This window comes from Kurthia sibirica (assembly GCF_003143975.1).
GTDB lineage: Bacteria > Bacillota > Bacilli > Bacillales_A > Planococcaceae > Kurthia > Kurthia sibirica.
This window is the reverse complement of record NZ_QFVR01000012.1, coordinates 15373-30725: the sequence shown is the minus strand read 5'-3', so window position 1 is coordinate 30725 and position 15353 is coordinate 15373. Positions and strand designations below refer to the sequence as shown.

Below are 15353 nucleotides of genomic sequence, written 5' to 3'. Positions count from 1 at the left end.
CAGTGGATATGTGGGCATATGTAATACAGTATTAAATTGTAAAGAAAAGGAGCGTAATAACAGATGAATTTTGAATTATGTAAAGCGCAAAGAAAAATGATTAGTATGCATTCAATTTTTTCACCAGATGACACTAAATTTTTCACAATAATGAGTTCTAAGGTAGTAGTAAGGGACAGTAAAACATTAGAAAGAATAGTGGAAATTCCAATTAAAAATGCGGCGTTCATTCATTTTTCTAAAGATGGCAAAAAAATCTTCATTAATAACACATCAGGTTCAGTTTATATTTATGAAACAGAATTATTTAAATGTGAAAAAGTTCTTCGTTCGACAAAAGCGAGAAGCTTAATGGATAGTGATTTCTTTGTTGACGATGCTGGCGTAAACTTATTCGTCGAAATGTCTTCAGAGATTGCTTTGATGACATATATTATGGATGAAGATGATTGGCAAACGCGAGAAAATTTTGCAGGATCATCGGTTAGCTTCCAAACTTTAAACGAAGATACCGTATTATTTATCGTATGCCAAGGTGAAGAAGGTTGTTATGTGGTAGAGAATAAAGTAAATTCCGGTGAATTTAAAAAACATCGATTATCAGATGCCATCGAACATAAATCATTCTTCCTACATGAAGATAAATATTACAGCTATTATAATACGCTGACGCAACTGAAAGAAGTAAATGACGAGCTAGTATTAGGTAACGACTCTGTAATTGATTCAATTAACTTAGTAGAAGATGAAACGATTAAAGATGTTCTCGTTGCTTCTACAATTGATTTAATCGTCATTACTACTTCGAATCGTACGATACTAACATCTAAAGACTTTACTGTGTTACAAGATATTGATGTGCCAAATTGCATGGCAGCAACGATTAACCATGCAGAGGATTTAATCATTATCAATAGCGAAGATGATAGCTTGGCTATTAAAATTACACACTAATTTTACCGAAGCCATTCCTTTAAAGGAATGGCTATTTTTTTGTCAGTGTACCTCAAATACAATAATAACGCTACAATAAAGTAGCATTATTGTTGTATTTTTTTTGATAATAAAAGAGGCGGAATAAAGAGCGCTTTTGAAGTACCTAGACTTTCCAAAAATCGCCTAGTATACTGAACAGAATAATTGTCACATACTAAAATAGACAAAATTCCTTTAGAAGTAGGCGTGCATGAATGAATATGACAGCAGTAATCCAATTAACAATTTCAATGGCTATCTTTGGTTCGGTTGGTTTTTTCACAATTAATACAGGCATACCCGCAGAGGAGCTTGTCTTCGTCCGTTGTATTTGTGCAACGCTATTTTTAGGTGGTCTATGGCTGATAACAAAAGGTTATAAAACAGAGAAATGGTCGAAGAAAGAACTTCTTCAAACGTTGATTTGTGGCGTGTTTCTTGTTTTAAATTGGGTATTTTTATTTAAAGCATTTTATGCAATGGAGATTTCAATTGCCATTTCAATTTACAATCTAGCGCCCATATTTGTCTTGTTATTGGGCCATGTTTTTTTGAAAGAAAAAGTAACCATTCCAGGAGTAATCGCAATTTCAATCTGTTTTTTAGGTAGCCTATTAATCGTAGGAATCGAACAATTGCAGTCTTGGTCGCTAGTACTAAATTCCGGTTTGATTTGGGCATTATTGTCGGCAATCTGTTATGCACTGACCATGCTTTTTGGTAGAGGTGTTACGCAGCTATCAACCTATGCGCTAACATGGATACAAACAGGACTCGGCATTATTATTCTCTTACCATTTATTCATCTCGATGTATTTAGAGGGCTATCCCCGACAAATTGGCTGTATATTTTAGGTACGGGCTTGATTCATACAGGTTTTGTCTATTATTTATTTTTTAATAGCATACGTCTGTTACCAACTTTAATTGTTTCAGCACTTCTGTTTGTAGACCCACTTGTCGCTATTTTATTAGATGTAGCCATTTTAGATTTTCGTCCAGCAGCACTACAAACTTTAGGCATGCTGTTTATTTTTGGAGGAATTATTTATACAATTGTTAATCCTCCCAAAACAACGAACTCTCTAAAAGAGGGCGGCTAGGACAAAATATTAGCCAAAATTAAAAGGAATGAGTCTGAGACAAATGTATTTTTAACAGAGAAAATCCCGTATGATTTCGAAAAATCATACGGGATTATTCATTTGAAGCCATTTCCGCTGCGAAAAACGCTTTCCGCGGATATGGCTTCAAATGCCTCGTCACTGCGTTCTTGTGGGGTTTTCTGCGCGTTCAATTGATTTGATTATTCGTATGTGAGACATACTATTTTTGTTCTGTCCTAGGCTCGATTCTTTTCACAGGCATGGCCATAGTCGAAAATCATGTTAAAGATTATTTTATGTGTTCAATCGGCACTTTAAAAAACAAACAACAAGGGGAATTGCCGAAGTTAATTCCTTTTTTGCATGAATGGAGACCACATGATGTTCCAGTCTCATTATTTTTCTATAATGATTTCACCATTAATACATGATCGATCCCGGCATCTTGAAAAACGTCTGATTGCACTTCATAACCAAGTTTTTCATAGAAGCCAATTGCATGTACTTGAGCATCTAATTTCACTTTTGTTGCACCAAGTTCACTTGCCAATTCTTCCAACTTTAAAATAATTACTTTGCCAAAACCATGTTTTCGATACGATTGTAAAATGGCTACACGTTGTAATTTACCGTAATGTTCCACAAGACGAACACGGCCTGTACCAACAGCCTCTTGGTCCACAGTTAATAATACATGGCTACAAGCGCCATTCAAGATATCAAATTCATCAACTTCAATGTCTTCGGGTACTTTCTGTTCCTTCACAAATACTTCCTTTCGAATCTTCAAAGCTCGTTGTAGGTCATCGTTATTCGTTATTTTAATGCTATTCATCTGATTCATCCCCTCTATAATCCAGCAATTGTACTGCGACGATCTAATAATAAAACATCGCGCCAAACTCCGTTTAGTTTACCGATTTTTTGGCGTACACCAACTTCATAAAAGCCGAATTTTTTATGCAAATAAATACTACTTTCATTTTCAACAAAAATTTGAGACTGCATTAACCAAATATTTTCTTTTTCACTTTCTTCAATACATGTTTTAAGCAGTAAAGAGCCAATACCTAAACCCTGTGCTTTATGTGAAATATAAATGCTATCTTCCACCACTCCGCGGTGACAATCTTTACTTGAAAAAGGGGATAATGCAATCCAACCCATTACTTCATCGTTTAGTGTGGCAACGAAACGGCAACTTTGCAAATGCCCTTCATCCCATTGTTGCCAAGAAGGGGCAGTCGTTGTAAATGTAGCGTTGCCACCAGTGATGCCCTCTTTAAAAATTTCCAGCACCGCTGGCCAATGAGCCGTGTGCATTTTTTCGATTTTGATGTCATTTGTCATTTTACAAACACCCCATGCGATTTTTAAAATTATTATAACGTAAATGGCGAGCGATTATGAAAATAATTTTAAACCAATAGCAGAGCATAAAATGAGCATGATAAAAATTAATCTTCTCCAGTCCTTAGATTCTTTAAAGAACAACATTCCGATTAGTGCGCCACCAGCGGCACCAATACCTGTCCATATTGCGTAGGCAGTACCCATTGGTATAGTTTCCATGGAATAAGATAACAGCATGAGACTGATACCAAAGCCAATAATAAGCGCAACAATGGTTTGCCAATTTTTATAAAGTTGCCAACGATTCATCATAGCAACACCAAATACTTCACATAATCCTGCGGCAATCAAAGCAATCCAAGCCATTATGAAGAAACCTCCTTGTCAGGTGTTACGAGTTTAAGACCGATGACACCTATTAATAGTACAGCGATTAAAATAATTTTTACTGCCTCGATCGGGGCATCAAATAAAATAATGTCACTGATGACTGTACCAGCTGTACCTAAACCAACAAAAACAGCATAAAGTGTACCAACTGGTAGATGGTTTCCGGCATCCAATAATAATTTAAATGTGTAGACAACTGCAGCTAAAGTAATCAGCCATTGCCACCAGACATCTGAATGTTTTAAACCAATTACCCATACTACCTCTAACAAGGCTGCAAATAGAACAATTCCCCAGTATTTCATCGAACTCCTCCTTATTTTTGCATAAAAAAATAGCCGCAAGCATGCTGTTGTAAAAAAACAGTCATCTCCCAGGCTTTTATCCTTCCGTGACATATCCAAATAAGCTAGATATGGAATTTCTCTTGGACCAGACAAAAACAAGCATGTTTTTCGGAACCCTAGAAATTCTCGTATGCAATTAATTAACTATATCCTATCAAATAAAATAATGAAATTCAACTTTTAGCTTTCAACAACCTTTTCATGTACTATAATATAGTTAGAGTAAAGTACGAAAGGAAGTTTATTATGTCTCAACAACAAGGGCAGGTTATAGAAGATATTAGCACGGCAAAATTGATGTGGCAATTGACGCGTCCTCATACTTTAACGGCAACATTTGTCCCTGTTATTTTAGGTACAGTGTTAGCGTTAAATGACGTGGCGATTAATTGGCTGCTATTTACGGCTATGCTTGTATGCTGCTTGTTTTTACAAATTGCTACAAATCTTTTCAATGAATATTATGATTTTAAACGAGGATTAGATACAGCTGATTCAGTCGGTATAGGTGGTGCGTTAGTCCGTCACGGGACGAATCCTTCTACGGTTCTTCGTTTTGCACTAATTCTTTATGCTTTAGCAATCGTTATCGGCGTGTATATTTGTATGAGTTCTAGCTGGTGGTTAGTCGTAATCGGCATCATCGGCATGTTGATTGGTTATTTATATACAGGGGGACCTTATCCAATCGCTTATACACCTTTAGGTGAATTATTTGCAGGTTTAAGCATGGGAATTGGTTTTATCTTGATTGCTTATTTCATCCAAACAGGTGAGGTGAGTATGATCAGTTTCCTTGTTTCATTACCTTTAGGTGTCTTAGTTGGCGCAATTAATATGTCGAATAATATTCGTGATATTAAAGAAGATACAATCGGTGGTCGTAAAACATTAGCCATTTTATTAGGTAGAAAAAAATCGATTACTGTGTTAGCTATATCGTTCATCGTGTCGTATCTGTGGATTATAGGTCTGGTGATTTTTTCAGTAGTTAGCCCATGGTTACTGCTCGTATTATTAAGTATTCCAAAACCAGTAGCAGCGATTAAAAATTTCCAAGCTGGTGAACAATTCCCGATGAAACAAGGTTTGGCGATGAAATCTACTGCATTGACAAATACCTTCTTCGGATTTCTTTTATCGGTTGGTCTTGTCATTGCGTACTTGGTCGCATAAATTTTTTAAAGGATATGCTAAGACTTAGCATATCCTTTTTTCATGTATACTAGAATTATGAAAAAGTGAGAACGGAGTGTTTGTATGGCCTTATCAAAAAAAGAAATGAGCGCAGTGTTAATTGGTGATAATATAAAAATCTTTGCTTGTCCCCATTGTGGAGAATCAGTTATTTTACATCAAAGTAAATCGCTTGTTTGTACGAATAACCATAGTTTTGATTTAGCAAAACAAGGCTATGTAAACATGTTGACACATAGTGTTACGTCCATGTATGATCAATCGCTTTTTGAAGCGCGTAAAACAGTTATTGATGCGATGTTATACCATCAGATGTACGAGGTCATTGTCGAGAAATTACAAGCATTAGGAGACATAATACATGTTCTTGATACAGGTTGTGGTGAAGGAACACATCTTTATAAAATCCAACAACAATTTGATGGAGAGTTAATTGCTTCAGGTATCGATATTGCCAAGGAAGGGATTCAAGCGGCTGCTAAAAATTATAGCAGTGCTATATGGATTGTTGGGGACCTTGCGAAAAGTCCATATGCATCACAGTCTTTTGATGCGATTCTCAATATTTTATCACCTGCAAACTATGGAGAATTTAAACGTATTTCCAAAGACGGGGGCAAAATTATTAAAGTTGTTCCTCAAAGTGGTTATTTGAAAGAATTGCGTGAACTCTACTACGCTAATTCAGATAAAGAAGATTATTCGAATGATAAAACGGTTGCCCGCTTCCAAGAAAATTTTGATGATGTTGTCATTGAACGTGTAACATTGACGCAAAAATTAGCTCCAGAGCTTGTACCATTGCTCGTTCATATGACACCAATGGGTTGGCATCAAGAGCAGCAAATTGATGCCAAACAATTACCACAGATCACGATTGATCTAGATATTTTAATCGGTACGGTAAAAAAATAGAATATAATCACTGAGCGTTGTAGCGTAGAATTTTTTAGTGAAATAGCCTATTTGTTTAGGGGATGGAGGTATTTTATGACGGTATCAACAAGCCTATTTTGGCAAAGTTATATACGAGAAAATAATATGCCGGAAATTGCAGTGCCAGAAGCATGGCAATTTGGTGATGGTACGAAAGCGATGGGGGATGAATTATCGGCGTTAGTAGTAGCAGGAAGAAAAACAGCTACTTGCTCTGCATATGAATTATACGCATTGGAAGGTGAGCGTTTGCCAGTGGTCGGTCAGTTCGATATTGTTTTAAATGGTGATGACGAACCAGTTGCAATTATTGAAACGACGAAGGTTGAAGTGAAAAAAATGAGCGATGTTACACCGGAATTTTCCTATGCTGAAGGAGAAGGCGATTTGACGCATGGTTATTGGTATAGAGTACATGAACAATTTTTCACGATACTTTTACATCACTATAATCGTCCATTTTCAGCAGATATACTATTGATTTGTCAATATTTCAAAGTAGTGAAAATAGCATAAAAAAACATCTTGGCTAGCGGTGAATGACCGTCAGTCAAGATGTTTTTTTGTTTATACTAACTCAAATTTCGGGTAAAGAATAGGAGAGGTGATCAAGATGAAATATGTCATTATTGGTGGAGATGCAGCAGGTATGTCAGCAGCGATGGAAATATATCGACATGATGAGTCAGCGGATATTACAACTTTAGAGAGCGGTCATAATTATTCTTATGGTCAATGTGGTCTACCGTATGTCATTGATGGTCGTGTCGGGTCGACAGAGGAAGTAATCTCTCGAACACCCCAAGTATTTCGCGATAAGTACAATATAGATGCACGAACAAAACACACGGTAACACATATTGATACGGCTAGACAAATTGTTTATGGTGAAATGACAGATACACGAGAAGCTTTTTCTGTACAATATGATCGTTTACTTATCGCTACAGGAGCGAATGCACGCCGACAAAAAATTGATGGTCGTCTGTTGAAGGGGATTCGTTCCCTAAAGACAATACCTGATGCAGAATCCATTATTGGTGAAGTGAAGAATGTTAAACATGTTACGCTTATTGGCGGTGGTTATATTAGTTTGGAACTTGTAGAAGCACTAACCTTACTTGGGAAAAAAGTACGGATTATTTTGCGCAGTGGTCAAGTTGCAAGCTTTCTGGATTTTGAATTGGCAAAAAAAATACATGAAGAAGCATATAAACATAAGGTTGAAATTATTTTTAATGAAGAAATTATTCGCTATGTAGGTGAAGAGTGGGTACAGGCAGTGCAAACATCAAAAGATCGATATGCTACGGATTTTGTGATAGAGGCTATTGGTGTAAAACCTAATACAGATTTCCTTCAAGATAGTGGCATTGAATTAGCAGATAATGGTGCGATTCGTGTCGATCCCCATATGGCAACAACGATTAAATACGTCTATGCAGCAGGTGATTGTGCGATGCATTTTAATCGGATGAAACAACAAGCTGATTATATCCCACTCGGTACAACAGCAAATAAGCAAGGGCGTATTGCTGGTTTAAATATGGCAGGAATCAATGAAACTTTTGCAGGTATTGTTGGTACTTCTATTTTGAAGTTTTTTGATGTAACGATTGGTAAAACAGGTCTTAATGAAAAGGAAGTGAAGAGTCTTCATTTTGACTACGACCTTGTGATTAAAGAGGTAACCAATATTTCGAGTTATTATCCGGGTGGTGAAGATATGCTCGTAAAACTTATTTGGAAAAAAGATAGCAAACGATTACTCGGTATGCAAATTATTGGTGGAGCAGGTGTTGATAAACGTATCGACGTTGGTGCAGTAGCGTTGTTCCATCGTATGACACTACGCGATATGCTCGATTTGGATTTATCTTACGCGCCGCCTTTTAATAGCGTATGGGATCCACTTCAAAAAATAGTGAAACAGCAGCTTTAATGGAGGGTAAAACTATGTTAGAAATTCGTAAATTACAAGAAGATGATGCACAAGCTTATTGGACATTACGAAAAGAAGCATTAATAGAAGTCCCAGATGCCTTTGGAATGTCCTATGAAGAAGCAATGGCTATTGAAAACCCAATCGATGCTGTGAAAGAAGTAACCAATGCAGATCGAGAAGATATCTATGGAGCATTTTTAGAAGATGAATTAGTAGGTGTAGCCACATTAACACAAGAAGCGGCTATGAAAATGTCACATCGCGCAAATATTGGTGGTGTATATGTATCTTCAAAAGCTAGAGGTACTGGTGCTGGTGCAGCACTACTGCAAAAAATAATTGATGATGCACATGAAGATCCAGTGCTTGAAAAATTAAATTTAAGTGTAGTGACGACGAATAAAGCAGCAGTCAAACTATATGAAAAGTTAGGTTTTAAAATAATTGGTACGGAACATCGTTCGATGAAAAAGGATGGTACGTATTTTGATGAATATTTAATGACATTATTATTATAATGATGTGACAGGATGTGTCATGTTAGCCCCTTTTTAATTAAATATGTTTCTTCTCTAATTAGTATAGTAGGTTTTGTGTGGCTGGAGTTTGAATAAAATAAAACCCGTATGATGGGAAAATCATACGGGTTTTATTTTATTCAAACTGCTTTTCCTTAGTCTTCTTTTTTTTGAATAGGCGTAAGATGACTGTAAATAAAGTAAGACAGATGAGACCGCCTACGGTATCTAACCAAACATCGGACATTGTAGCTGTTCTTCCTATGGTAAATGACTGATGAAGTTCATCTGCACATGCTAAGGCAAATGTAATAACTAGCGCATATAGATAACGTCTTTTACGTGGGTAAAGAGCGATATATAGAGCGATTGCTATTGCGCCAAAAGAGAGCATATGGGCTGCTTTACGAATGAGGAATTCGAGAAAATAATAATAGCCTCTTTCTTGTATAGATACGTCAATGCCCCAATATGGAATATGAAAGAGGGAAAGGAAATCAAATAATGGCTGATTAGGTAAAAGCTTTTGTAAAGTAGGTACGATGGATTGTTGCTCATAGCTTTGACTGGAAGAGATGAAAATAATAACGATTAATAAAGCCAATGGGATATATTTTTTCATATTTAAAAAATAGCATACTTCGAAAGGAATTTCATTAAATAACGTCTGTTTTATAAATTGTAGGAAAAATGGTATGCTATATCAGCAATAATGTAAATAAGGAAGTGTAAAGATGATAGGAAGAAATGACCCGTGTCCATGTGGCAGCGGCAAAAAATATAAAAAATGCTGTGCCAATAAAGAGGCAATGACAGTAGAAGCAGTTTATGAGGAAGAGGTGGAACGTGTATTACAGACGTTCTATGATAAATTCCCATTAGAAAAAGATTATGATAGCTATAACGAGGTAATCGAAAAATGGCATGCCGTATTGAGCAAGTATTTAGATTTAGATATGGTTGAAGGAATCGCTATGGATTATTTCTTTTTCCATGAACGAGAGGATATTTGGCAAGATTATTTAGGCAAGGTGATCAAGGAAACGATTCGTCCAACAACAGCGAAAATTTTAGCGCAATGGCAATCACCAGAAATGGTCTTTGCTAAAGTCATATCTTCGGATGAACGCTATTTACAAGTGGAAGATATTTTCTCACATGCACTCTTTAATATTCGTCGTGAAGGCGACAAACCAGTACCTGAAAATGTTCATGTATTTTGTTTCATCTTACCGGATGATTCAATGACGGAAGGGAATATGTTAGCAGTATCAAGCATGATTTTCTTCCCGACAGATCATCAGCAGGTTTTCAAAGACTTTATGAAGACAGCTAAGGGTGATGAAAAAGAATTTTGGCTGGAAAATGCGATGACACTGTGGACAAAACTTGGTGAAAATGGTTTTGTAGGGAATGAATATACGGATTTTGAAGCAGAAGTCTTTGATAAAGTAATCGCGTATTTAGTAGAGAATGATCGCGTATCACAAGAACTTGTAAATTTAGTTGAAGATTTTGTCGTAGAACGTCAGCCAAAAGCTAGAAAACCAGTAGCGATTGCTGCCGGTGCCATTCGCTTTGGGAATGAAAATGATTATTTTGCACCAATTGATACAACGATTAAAGCATTAGCAGAGGCATTTGATGTTTCCGCTTCTTCAATGAATAAGTATTATAATGAAATTACAGCGTACGCAAAAACGAAATAATCGCAACTTTTTATTGTTAGCAAAAAAAGGGTATGATAACTTCAAAATGATGAAGGAGTTGAGTGTAATGGGGCAACAGCCTTTTTCAGATCAACAATTTGATGATATATTTGCTGAAAAATCAGCCGAAATAAATAAGCAGTTAGAACAAGAGATACTCATTGCGATGATTGGCGATGTCAATGCTGGGAAATCTTCCACTATCAATCGATTGATGGATGGCGAAGTAGCAAAAGTGGGAGCGAAACCGGGTGAAACGACAGCTATTGAAAAATACAGTCTGCACGATAAAATCACCTTCGTCGATACGCCGGGATTGGATGATATAAAATCGGAGAATTCGCAACAGACACTAGCCTATTTCAAGGAAGCCGATATTATATTATTCTTTTTAAATGCAGCTGGTTCAGTACTATCTGAAACGGAACTAAAAACCTTGAAGACGCTTCATGAGGTAAACTCAAATATTTTAATTGTACTCAATAAAATCGACGCAGCAGATGATATTCCAACTTTAGTGAAATATGTGCAAGATCATACGATGTATAATTATCCAGTCATTCCCATCTCTTCTCGTACGGGTGAAAATATGGCTATGTTACAAGAAAAAATATTAGCGATTTTAGAAACCGAAAAAAAGGACGTACTGATGGCTTCCTATATGGCAGATAAGTCGACAACTGCCAACAGATGGATACTCGCTTCAGGTGCATCTGCGGCAGCTATCGGTGCTATACCTATTCCTGGTGCGGATTTTGGCCCCTTAACGGCATTGCAAGTGGGTATGATGATAAAACTATCGAAACTTTATGATAAACCAATAACAAAGGATCGTGCGAAGGAAATGATTATCGCAACAATTGTCGGTAATATTGGTAGAACCGTATTTCGACAAATTGTCAAAATTGTGCCCGGTGCAGGTTCAGTTGCAGGAGCAAGCGTTGCAGGAGCAATGACTGTATCACTTGGCTATGCCATAAAATATGCCTATGAGCGCAATATTAATTTGGATCCAAATGAGCTAAAACCGCTCTACGATATGTTTTTAAAGGAACAAAAAAATAAGAAAAAATAAGAATGAAAAAGCCTGAAACAAACGTATTTTCAACAGAGAAAATCCCGTATGATTTTTCGAAATCATACGGGATTATTCATTTCAATCCACTTCCGCTGCGAAAAACGCTTTCCGCGGATATGGCTTCAAACTACTCGTGTGGGGGTTGAAGCTTATGTGATTCTCGCAGGAGTCGTTTTCTGCGCGTTCAATTGATTTGATTATTCGTATGGGAGACAGACTATTTTTGTTTTGTCCCAGGCTCTTTTATACACATTATTTTTAGAATATTTAATTTATTTATGTTAAAATGAGACAATGATTTTAACGAAAGGAAGTCCGATGATGACTAGACGTAAATTTTCAAGGAAATATTATCCGTTATTTGATTATTTATCGAAACAGGTAGAAGATCAAATTATCTTGAGTTTTGATCAAGTTGAGCAAATAATCAATAATAAGCTTCCAAAGTCTGCTTATACTTATCAAGCATGGTGGGGGAATACGCGTAGCGGCACGTATGTGCAGTCAGCTGCATGGTTAGAGGCTGGCTTTCGTGTGGAGACGATTCAATTTGGGCATAGCGTCGAATTTAATCGTGTATCAGAATTATTATTAACGAAAAAAAGACATAAATCAGCTGTTCGTATACCACCAATTTTACGCAATAAAAATTCTTTGCAATAGAATAATCAATTTGAACATGCTACTATACATAAAAAGACTAAGGGATGTGTTGTTATGTTAAAAAAATTCACATCAATCGTCCTCTTAATTGCAAGTGGTTCTATTGCCATAACCTTTGCTATAACACATAGTCTACAGCCAACTGTTTTTTGGACGCTTTTTATAGGTGGCACAGTATTGAATATAGGCGGTGTACTATTACTCAATAGTAAATTCCGACAACTCAATAAAATAGAAGAAAAAATAAAAAAAATAAATAAAGCATAATTACCCCAAGTATTGATTAGAATCTTTCAAATAGGGAATATGTATATGTGATTTATGTTTTAGGGGGAGACTTTAGTATGCTCGAAACGATTGCCCTAATCATTGTAATAAACGTAGCATATATGACCATGACAACCTTGCGTTTAATACTAGTGATAAAAGGATATCCTCGTGCAGCATCCTTGCTATCGATGTTTGAGGTATTCATTTATTTAATCGGTTTGACGATGGTATTAGATGATTTAAGCAATCCGTGGAATATGGCAGCCTACTGTCTAGGTTGGGGATTAGGTGTGTTTATTGGTAGTTTGATCGAAGGAAAGCTCGCTCTTGGTTACGTCCTCTTTGAAATTATTATTAATTTGGAAGATGCGGACATAGTGAATGAACTTCGCTCTAAAGGTTACGGTGTTACATCGTGGTTAGCGGATGGAAAAGACGGTAAGAAAATTTGTATGCGCGTAATTGCTAAACGTAAAAATGAGAAAAAATTACGTAAAACCGTTTTAGAAATGTGGCCAAAAGCATTTATTATTTCATATGAGCCAAGTAAATTAGACGGTGGCTTTTTAGTCAAACAAATGAAAGCAGCTAGAAAATAAAAATAGTAACAGCCGTCGTTTTCTCTATAATAATCGACGGCTAGCCTATTTTTAATACATAAGTTAGTCGAGCGTAAAATGAATTATGGCTATAAAGTTATCGTCAATCCATCATTTAGACAATTGGGAATAAAAGCATCTTTTTGAGGAGTACAATCATTCTTTTAAAAGATTCAATTATGAAATGGGCATGCTACTTTTTTCTTTGTTGTAAAAGGCTTTTTTCACCTATTTCTATATGATGTTTAATTTTTTTGAAAAAACTAAATATTTTATTTTTTTTTTGTACATTGGCTACACATTTTTCCAGTTTTCTTTTACAATAAGAATATGGATATTAATTTAGTATATTCAGTTATGAAAAGACATGAACTGTCGTATCGTTTATAATCAATATAACGTTAATTTTTTTCGAAACGTTGAGTATAAATGATAAAACTACGCCTCTGTGAAAGCAACTATTGTAGTTTATTGTGTAAGGGAGTAAGAAATTGTATCGAATCGTCGCTTATTTAGTGAAAATATTTTTAGGTTTATTCAATAAAGTCAAAGTATATGATAAGGATAATCTACCAAAGGATGAGGGCTATATTATCGCCTGTACACATACTGGCTGGATTGATATGTTGAACTTAGGGATATCGCTTTACCCAAAGCCAATCCATTTCATGGCAAAGAAACAACTGTATGATCGCAAAGCGTTAGGATGGTTTATCACAAAGATGAATGCATTTCCCGTGGATCGTGAAAATCCGGGACCGAGTGTTATTAAGGTACCAAGACAGCTGATTAAAGAGAAAAAAGTTGTTGGTATTTTCCCGAGCGGTACACGTAACGCAGAAGGTACTTCTTTGAAGCAAGGAGCGATTACTATTGCTCAGCTATCAAAAGCGCCTATTATTCCTGCTGCATATATTGGCCCAAACAACCCAAAAGATGTATTTAAAAAGACAAAGGGATACATTATTTACGGTACACCGATTTATGTGACAGCCAAAGGCAAAGAAGGACGAGAAGAGTTCACGAAACAGCTCGAGGATCAACTCGTCAACCTTCAACAAGAATTACAAAAAAAGATAGACCTAGAATAGTTTAGATATTCGAATTCAGGGGAGTTCGCAATATGTAGTCGAGATTGTAAAGTTGGATGGGAATAAGAATCGCAAAAAACTATATTATAGGGGTGTCGTAAAATGGTATCAGTAGATTCATACGGTCAGGAACAAAATATTGCAGTAGTAGAAAAATCTGCTTTAGAATTAATGGCTGAAAAACGTAGTCAAATTATTTTTAAACAGAGAATGACAGTTGGTCTTACGCAATCACAGCTTGCAGAGCGTGCAAACGTAACACAGAAAACAGTTAGTCGAATCGAACGTGGGGATACGAAGGTTCGTGAAACTACATTGCAAAAGGTTTATGAAGTGCTAGGTATTACTGAGAATCATTTACAAGAGCTACATTAACTACATAATGCAGACATCAATTAGATTACGGCAAAATAAAAGGCTATCCTACACAAAAAAAGTGTTTGCGATAGTCTTTTTTTTGCGAAACTAGGGTATAGATTGATTATGGAATAGTAGAAATGTCATAATTGACTAGAAATATAACTTAAGTAAAAGGTGATGAATAACATGGAACATACGGAAAAAAAGCCTTCAAAAGGTAAAGAACTGATGTCTTGGGTATGGCCAATCATTATTGCAGTAGCAATTGCATTTTTATGTAGACAATTTTTATTTGCGCCAGTAACCGTAAAAGGTGAATCGATGGAGAATACGTATCACAATAATGATCGTGTCATTATTAGTAAAATAAGTAAGGTCGAACGCTTTGATGTCATCGTATTTTTAGCACCAGATGTTGAAGATCATTATATCAAACGCGTGATTGGTATGCCGGGAGATACGGTGAAAATGGTTGATGATACGCTGTATGTTAATGATAAAAAATATGAGGAAACCTATGAAGCTGACCACGTAAAAGAATATAAAGCGGATGGTGTAAACTTCACAGAAGATTTCACCATGCAAGATATTACGGGAGAAAAAGTTGTGCCAGATGGCCAATACTTTGTTCTTGGAGACAATCGTCAAAATAGTGCAGACAGTCGTGAATATGGCTTTATTAGTAAAGATTCAGTTGACGGTGTCGTCGTCTTTAAATTTTGGCCTTGGACGAGTAAATAATAGCTAGCATGAACGGAATCCACTCATTGGATTCTGTTTTTTTATATGAATATATATGATTTGGAAGGGGTATAC

General features: G+C 36.1%; 20 protein-coding genes and 1 riboswitch. Of the genes, 15 read left to right on the top strand and 5 right to left on the bottom strand.

The genetic code is table 11. The features are described from left to right. Positions 1-63: 63 nt before the first annotated feature. A complete protein-coding gene (locus DEX24_RS09970; RefSeq protein ID WP_109306289.1) occupies positions 64-954 on the top strand; it encodes a hypothetical protein in 891 nt (296 codons plus the stop codon). Positions 955-1190: 236 nt separating this feature from the next. Then, positions 1191-2078, top strand: coding sequence for a DMT family transporter (locus DEX24_RS09965; protein WP_109306288.1), 888 nt, complete (start codon positions 1191-1193; stop codon positions 2076-2078). Positions 2079-2484: 406 nt separating this feature from the next. On the opposite strand, the gene DEX24_RS09960 is transcribed toward DEX24_RS09965, so the two are convergent. The 4 genes from DEX24_RS09960 to DEX24_RS09945 are packed head-to-tail and all read right to left on the bottom strand — an operon-like array spanning position 2485 to position 4129. Beyond that, entirely contained in the window at positions 2485-2916 is a 432-nt protein-coding gene (locus DEX24_RS09960) for a GNAT family N-acetyltransferase (protein ID WP_109306287.1), read from the bottom strand. Positions 2917-2930: 14 nt separating this feature from the next. Next, positions 2931-3431, bottom strand: a complete 501-nt coding sequence (locus tag DEX24_RS09955; protein ID WP_109306286.1) for a GNAT family N-acetyltransferase — start codon at positions 3429-3431, stop codon at positions 2931-2933. Between the two features lie 54 nt (positions 3432-3485). Then, the gene (locus tag DEX24_RS09950; RefSeq protein ID WP_109306285.1) at positions 3486-3800 is read right to left on the bottom strand and encodes a DMT family transporter; all 315 of its coding nucleotides are present in this window, start codon (positions 3798-3800) and stop codon (positions 3486-3488) included. Next, positions 3800-4129, bottom strand: a complete 330-nt coding sequence (locus DEX24_RS09945; RefSeq protein WP_146192982.1) for a DMT family transporter — start codon at positions 4127-4129, stop codon at positions 3800-3802. The genes DEX24_RS09950 and DEX24_RS09945 overlap by 1 nt, the downstream gene beginning before the upstream one ends. Before the next feature lie 63 nt (positions 4130-4192). Further along, positions 4193-4302: riboswitch (guanidine-I (ykkC/yxkD leader) on the bottom strand. A 115-nt stretch (positions 4303-4417) separates the two neighbouring features. Here DEX24_RS09945 and DEX24_RS09940 point away from each other — a divergent pair. The 5 genes from DEX24_RS09940 to DEX24_RS09920 all read left to right on the top strand — a co-directional run bounded on the left by DEX24_RS09940 (position 4418) and on the right by DEX24_RS09920 (position 8767). Continuing rightward, on the top strand, positions 4418-5347 hold the full coding sequence (locus DEX24_RS09940) for a 1,4-dihydroxy-2-naphthoate polyprenyltransferase (protein ID WP_109306283.1): 930 nt from the start codon (positions 4418-4420) through the stop codon (positions 5345-5347). Positions 5348-5431: 84 nt separating this feature from the next. After that, positions 5432-6283, top strand: a complete 852-nt coding sequence (locus DEX24_RS09935) for a putative RNA methyltransferase (RefSeq protein WP_109306282.1) — start codon at positions 5432-5434, stop codon at positions 6281-6283. 75 nt (positions 6284-6358) lie between these two features. Further along, the gene (locus DEX24_RS09930; RefSeq protein ID WP_109306281.1) at positions 6359-6820 is read left to right on the top strand and encodes an ASCH domain-containing protein; all 462 of its coding nucleotides are present in this window, start codon (positions 6359-6361) and stop codon (positions 6818-6820) included. 97 nt (positions 6821-6917) lie between these two features. Next, positions 6918-8246, top strand: a complete 1329-nt coding sequence (locus tag DEX24_RS09925) for an FAD-dependent oxidoreductase (protein WP_109306280.1) — start codon at positions 6918-6920, stop codon at positions 8244-8246. 14 nt (positions 8247-8260) lie between these two features. Continuing rightward, complete coding sequence (locus DEX24_RS09920; RefSeq protein ID WP_109306279.1) at positions 8261-8767, top strand: GNAT family N-acetyltransferase; 507 nt, start codon at positions 8261-8263, stop codon at positions 8765-8767. A 136-nt stretch (positions 8768-8903) separates the two neighbouring features. Here the strand turns inward: DEX24_RS09920 and DEX24_RS09915 are convergent, their stop codons facing one another. Next, positions 8904-9389: a VanZ family protein gene (locus DEX24_RS09915; protein WP_109306278.1), complete on the bottom strand. Its 486-nt coding sequence runs from the start codon at positions 9387-9389 to the stop codon at positions 8904-8906. Positions 9390-9501: 112 nt separating this feature from the next. On the opposite strand from DEX24_RS09915, the gene DEX24_RS09910 reads away from it, so the two are divergent. From DEX24_RS09910 to lepB, 8 genes are all read left to right on the top strand, one after another. Further along, the gene (locus DEX24_RS09910) at positions 9502-10476 is read left to right on the top strand and encodes a YecA family protein (protein WP_109306277.1); all 975 of its coding nucleotides are present in this window, start codon (positions 9502-9504) and stop codon (positions 10474-10476) included. Beyond that, positions 10445-11551, top strand: coding sequence for a GTPase (locus tag DEX24_RS09905; RefSeq protein WP_246131432.1), 1107 nt, complete (start codon positions 10445-10447; stop codon positions 11549-11551). The genes DEX24_RS09910 and DEX24_RS09905 overlap by 32 nt, the downstream gene beginning before the upstream one ends. Before the next feature lie 324 nt (positions 11552-11875). Further along, entirely contained in the window at positions 11876-12217 is a 342-nt protein-coding gene (locus DEX24_RS09900) for a DUF7662 domain-containing protein (RefSeq protein ID WP_109306276.1), read from the top strand. Between the two features lie 54 nt (positions 12218-12271). Continuing rightward, positions 12272-12484 (top strand): hypothetical protein, encoded by a 213-nt coding sequence (locus DEX24_RS09895; protein WP_109306275.1) that lies wholly within the window; start codon positions 12272-12274, stop codon positions 12482-12484. A gap of 77 nt (positions 12485-12561) precedes the next feature. Beyond that, positions 12562-13086, top strand: coding sequence for a DUF2179 domain-containing protein (locus DEX24_RS09890; RefSeq protein ID WP_109306274.1), 525 nt, complete (start codon positions 12562-12564; stop codon positions 13084-13086). Between the two features lie 491 nt (positions 13087-13577). Beyond that, a complete protein-coding gene (locus DEX24_RS09885; protein ID WP_109306273.1) occupies positions 13578-14177 on the top strand; it encodes a lysophospholipid acyltransferase family protein in 600 nt (199 codons plus the stop codon). A gap of 102 nt (positions 14178-14279) precedes the next feature. After that, positions 14280-14552: a helix-turn-helix domain-containing protein gene (locus DEX24_RS09880; RefSeq protein ID WP_109306272.1), complete on the top strand. Its 273-nt coding sequence runs from the start codon at positions 14280-14282 to the stop codon at positions 14550-14552. A gap of 171 nt (positions 14553-14723) precedes the next feature. Further along, positions 14724-15278: a signal peptidase I gene (gene lepB, locus DEX24_RS09875; RefSeq protein ID WP_109306271.1), complete on the top strand. Its 555-nt coding sequence runs from the start codon at positions 14724-14726 to the stop codon at positions 15276-15278. The last annotated feature ends 75 nt before the right edge of the window (positions 15279-15353 follow it).

Bases quoted from the DNA above. Each gene is read 5' to 3' on its own strand.
- DEX24_RS09960 (WP_109306287.1), bottom strand. From the start codon at position 2,916: ATGAATAGCATTAAAATAACGAATAACGATGACCTACAACGAGCTTTG.
- DEX24_RS09955 (WP_109306286.1), bottom strand. From the start codon at position 3,431: ATGACAAATGACATCAAAATCGAAAAAATGCACACGGCTCATTGGCCA.
- DEX24_RS09895 (WP_109306275.1), top strand. From the start codon at position 12,272: ATGTTAAAAAAATTCACATCAATCGTCCTCTTAATTGCAAGTGGTTCT.
- DEX24_RS09910 (WP_109306277.1), top strand. From the start codon at position 9,502: ATGATAGGAAGAAATGACCCGTGTCCATGTGGCAGCGGCAAAAAATAT.
- DEX24_RS09880 (WP_109306272.1), top strand. From the start codon at position 14,280: ATGGTATCAGTAGATTCATACGGTCAGGAACAAAATATTGCAGTAGTA.
- DEX24_RS09890 (WP_109306274.1), top strand. From the start codon at position 12,562: ATGCTCGAAACGATTGCCCTAATCATTGTAATAAACGTAGCATATATG.
- DEX24_RS09950 (WP_109306285.1), bottom strand. From the start codon at position 3,800: ATGGCTTGGATTGCTTTGATTGCCGCAGGATTATGTGAAGTATTTGGT.
- DEX24_RS09920 (WP_109306279.1), top strand. From the start codon at position 8,261: ATGTTAGAAATTCGTAAATTACAAGAAGATGATGCACAAGCTTATTGG.
- DEX24_RS09915 (WP_109306278.1), bottom strand. From the start codon at position 9,389: ATGAAAAAATATATCCCATTGGCTTTATTAATCGTTATTATTTTCATC.
- DEX24_RS09935 (WP_109306282.1), top strand. From the start codon at position 5,432: ATGGCCTTATCAAAAAAAGAAATGAGCGCAGTGTTAATTGGTGATAAT.
- DEX24_RS09905 (WP_246131432.1), top strand. From the start codon at position 10,445: ATGAAATTACAGCGTACGCAAAAACGAAATAATCGCAACTTTTTATTG.
- DEX24_RS09900 (WP_109306276.1), top strand. From the start codon at position 11,876: ATGACTAGACGTAAATTTTCAAGGAAATATTATCCGTTATTTGATTAT.
- DEX24_RS09965 (WP_109306288.1), top strand. From the start codon at position 1,191: ATGAATATGACAGCAGTAATCCAATTAACAATTTCAATGGCTATCTTT.
- DEX24_RS09925 (WP_109306280.1), top strand. From the start codon at position 6,918: ATGAAATATGTCATTATTGGTGGAGATGCAGCAGGTATGTCAGCAGCG.
- DEX24_RS09930 (WP_109306281.1), top strand. From the start codon at position 6,359: ATGACGGTATCAACAAGCCTATTTTGGCAAAGTTATATACGAGAAAAT.
- lepB (WP_109306271.1), top strand. From the start codon at position 14,724: ATGGAACATACGGAAAAAAAGCCTTCAAAAGGTAAAGAACTGATGTCT.
- DEX24_RS09970 (WP_109306289.1), top strand. From the start codon at position 64: ATGAATTTTGAATTATGTAAAGCGCAAAGAAAAATGATTAGTATGCAT.
- DEX24_RS09945 (WP_146192982.1), bottom strand. From the start codon at position 4,129: ATGAAATACTGGGGAATTGTTCTATTTGCAGCCTTGTTAGAGGTAGTA.
- DEX24_RS09940 (WP_109306283.1), top strand. From the start codon at position 4,418: ATGTCTCAACAACAAGGGCAGGTTATAGAAGATATTAGCACGGCAAAA.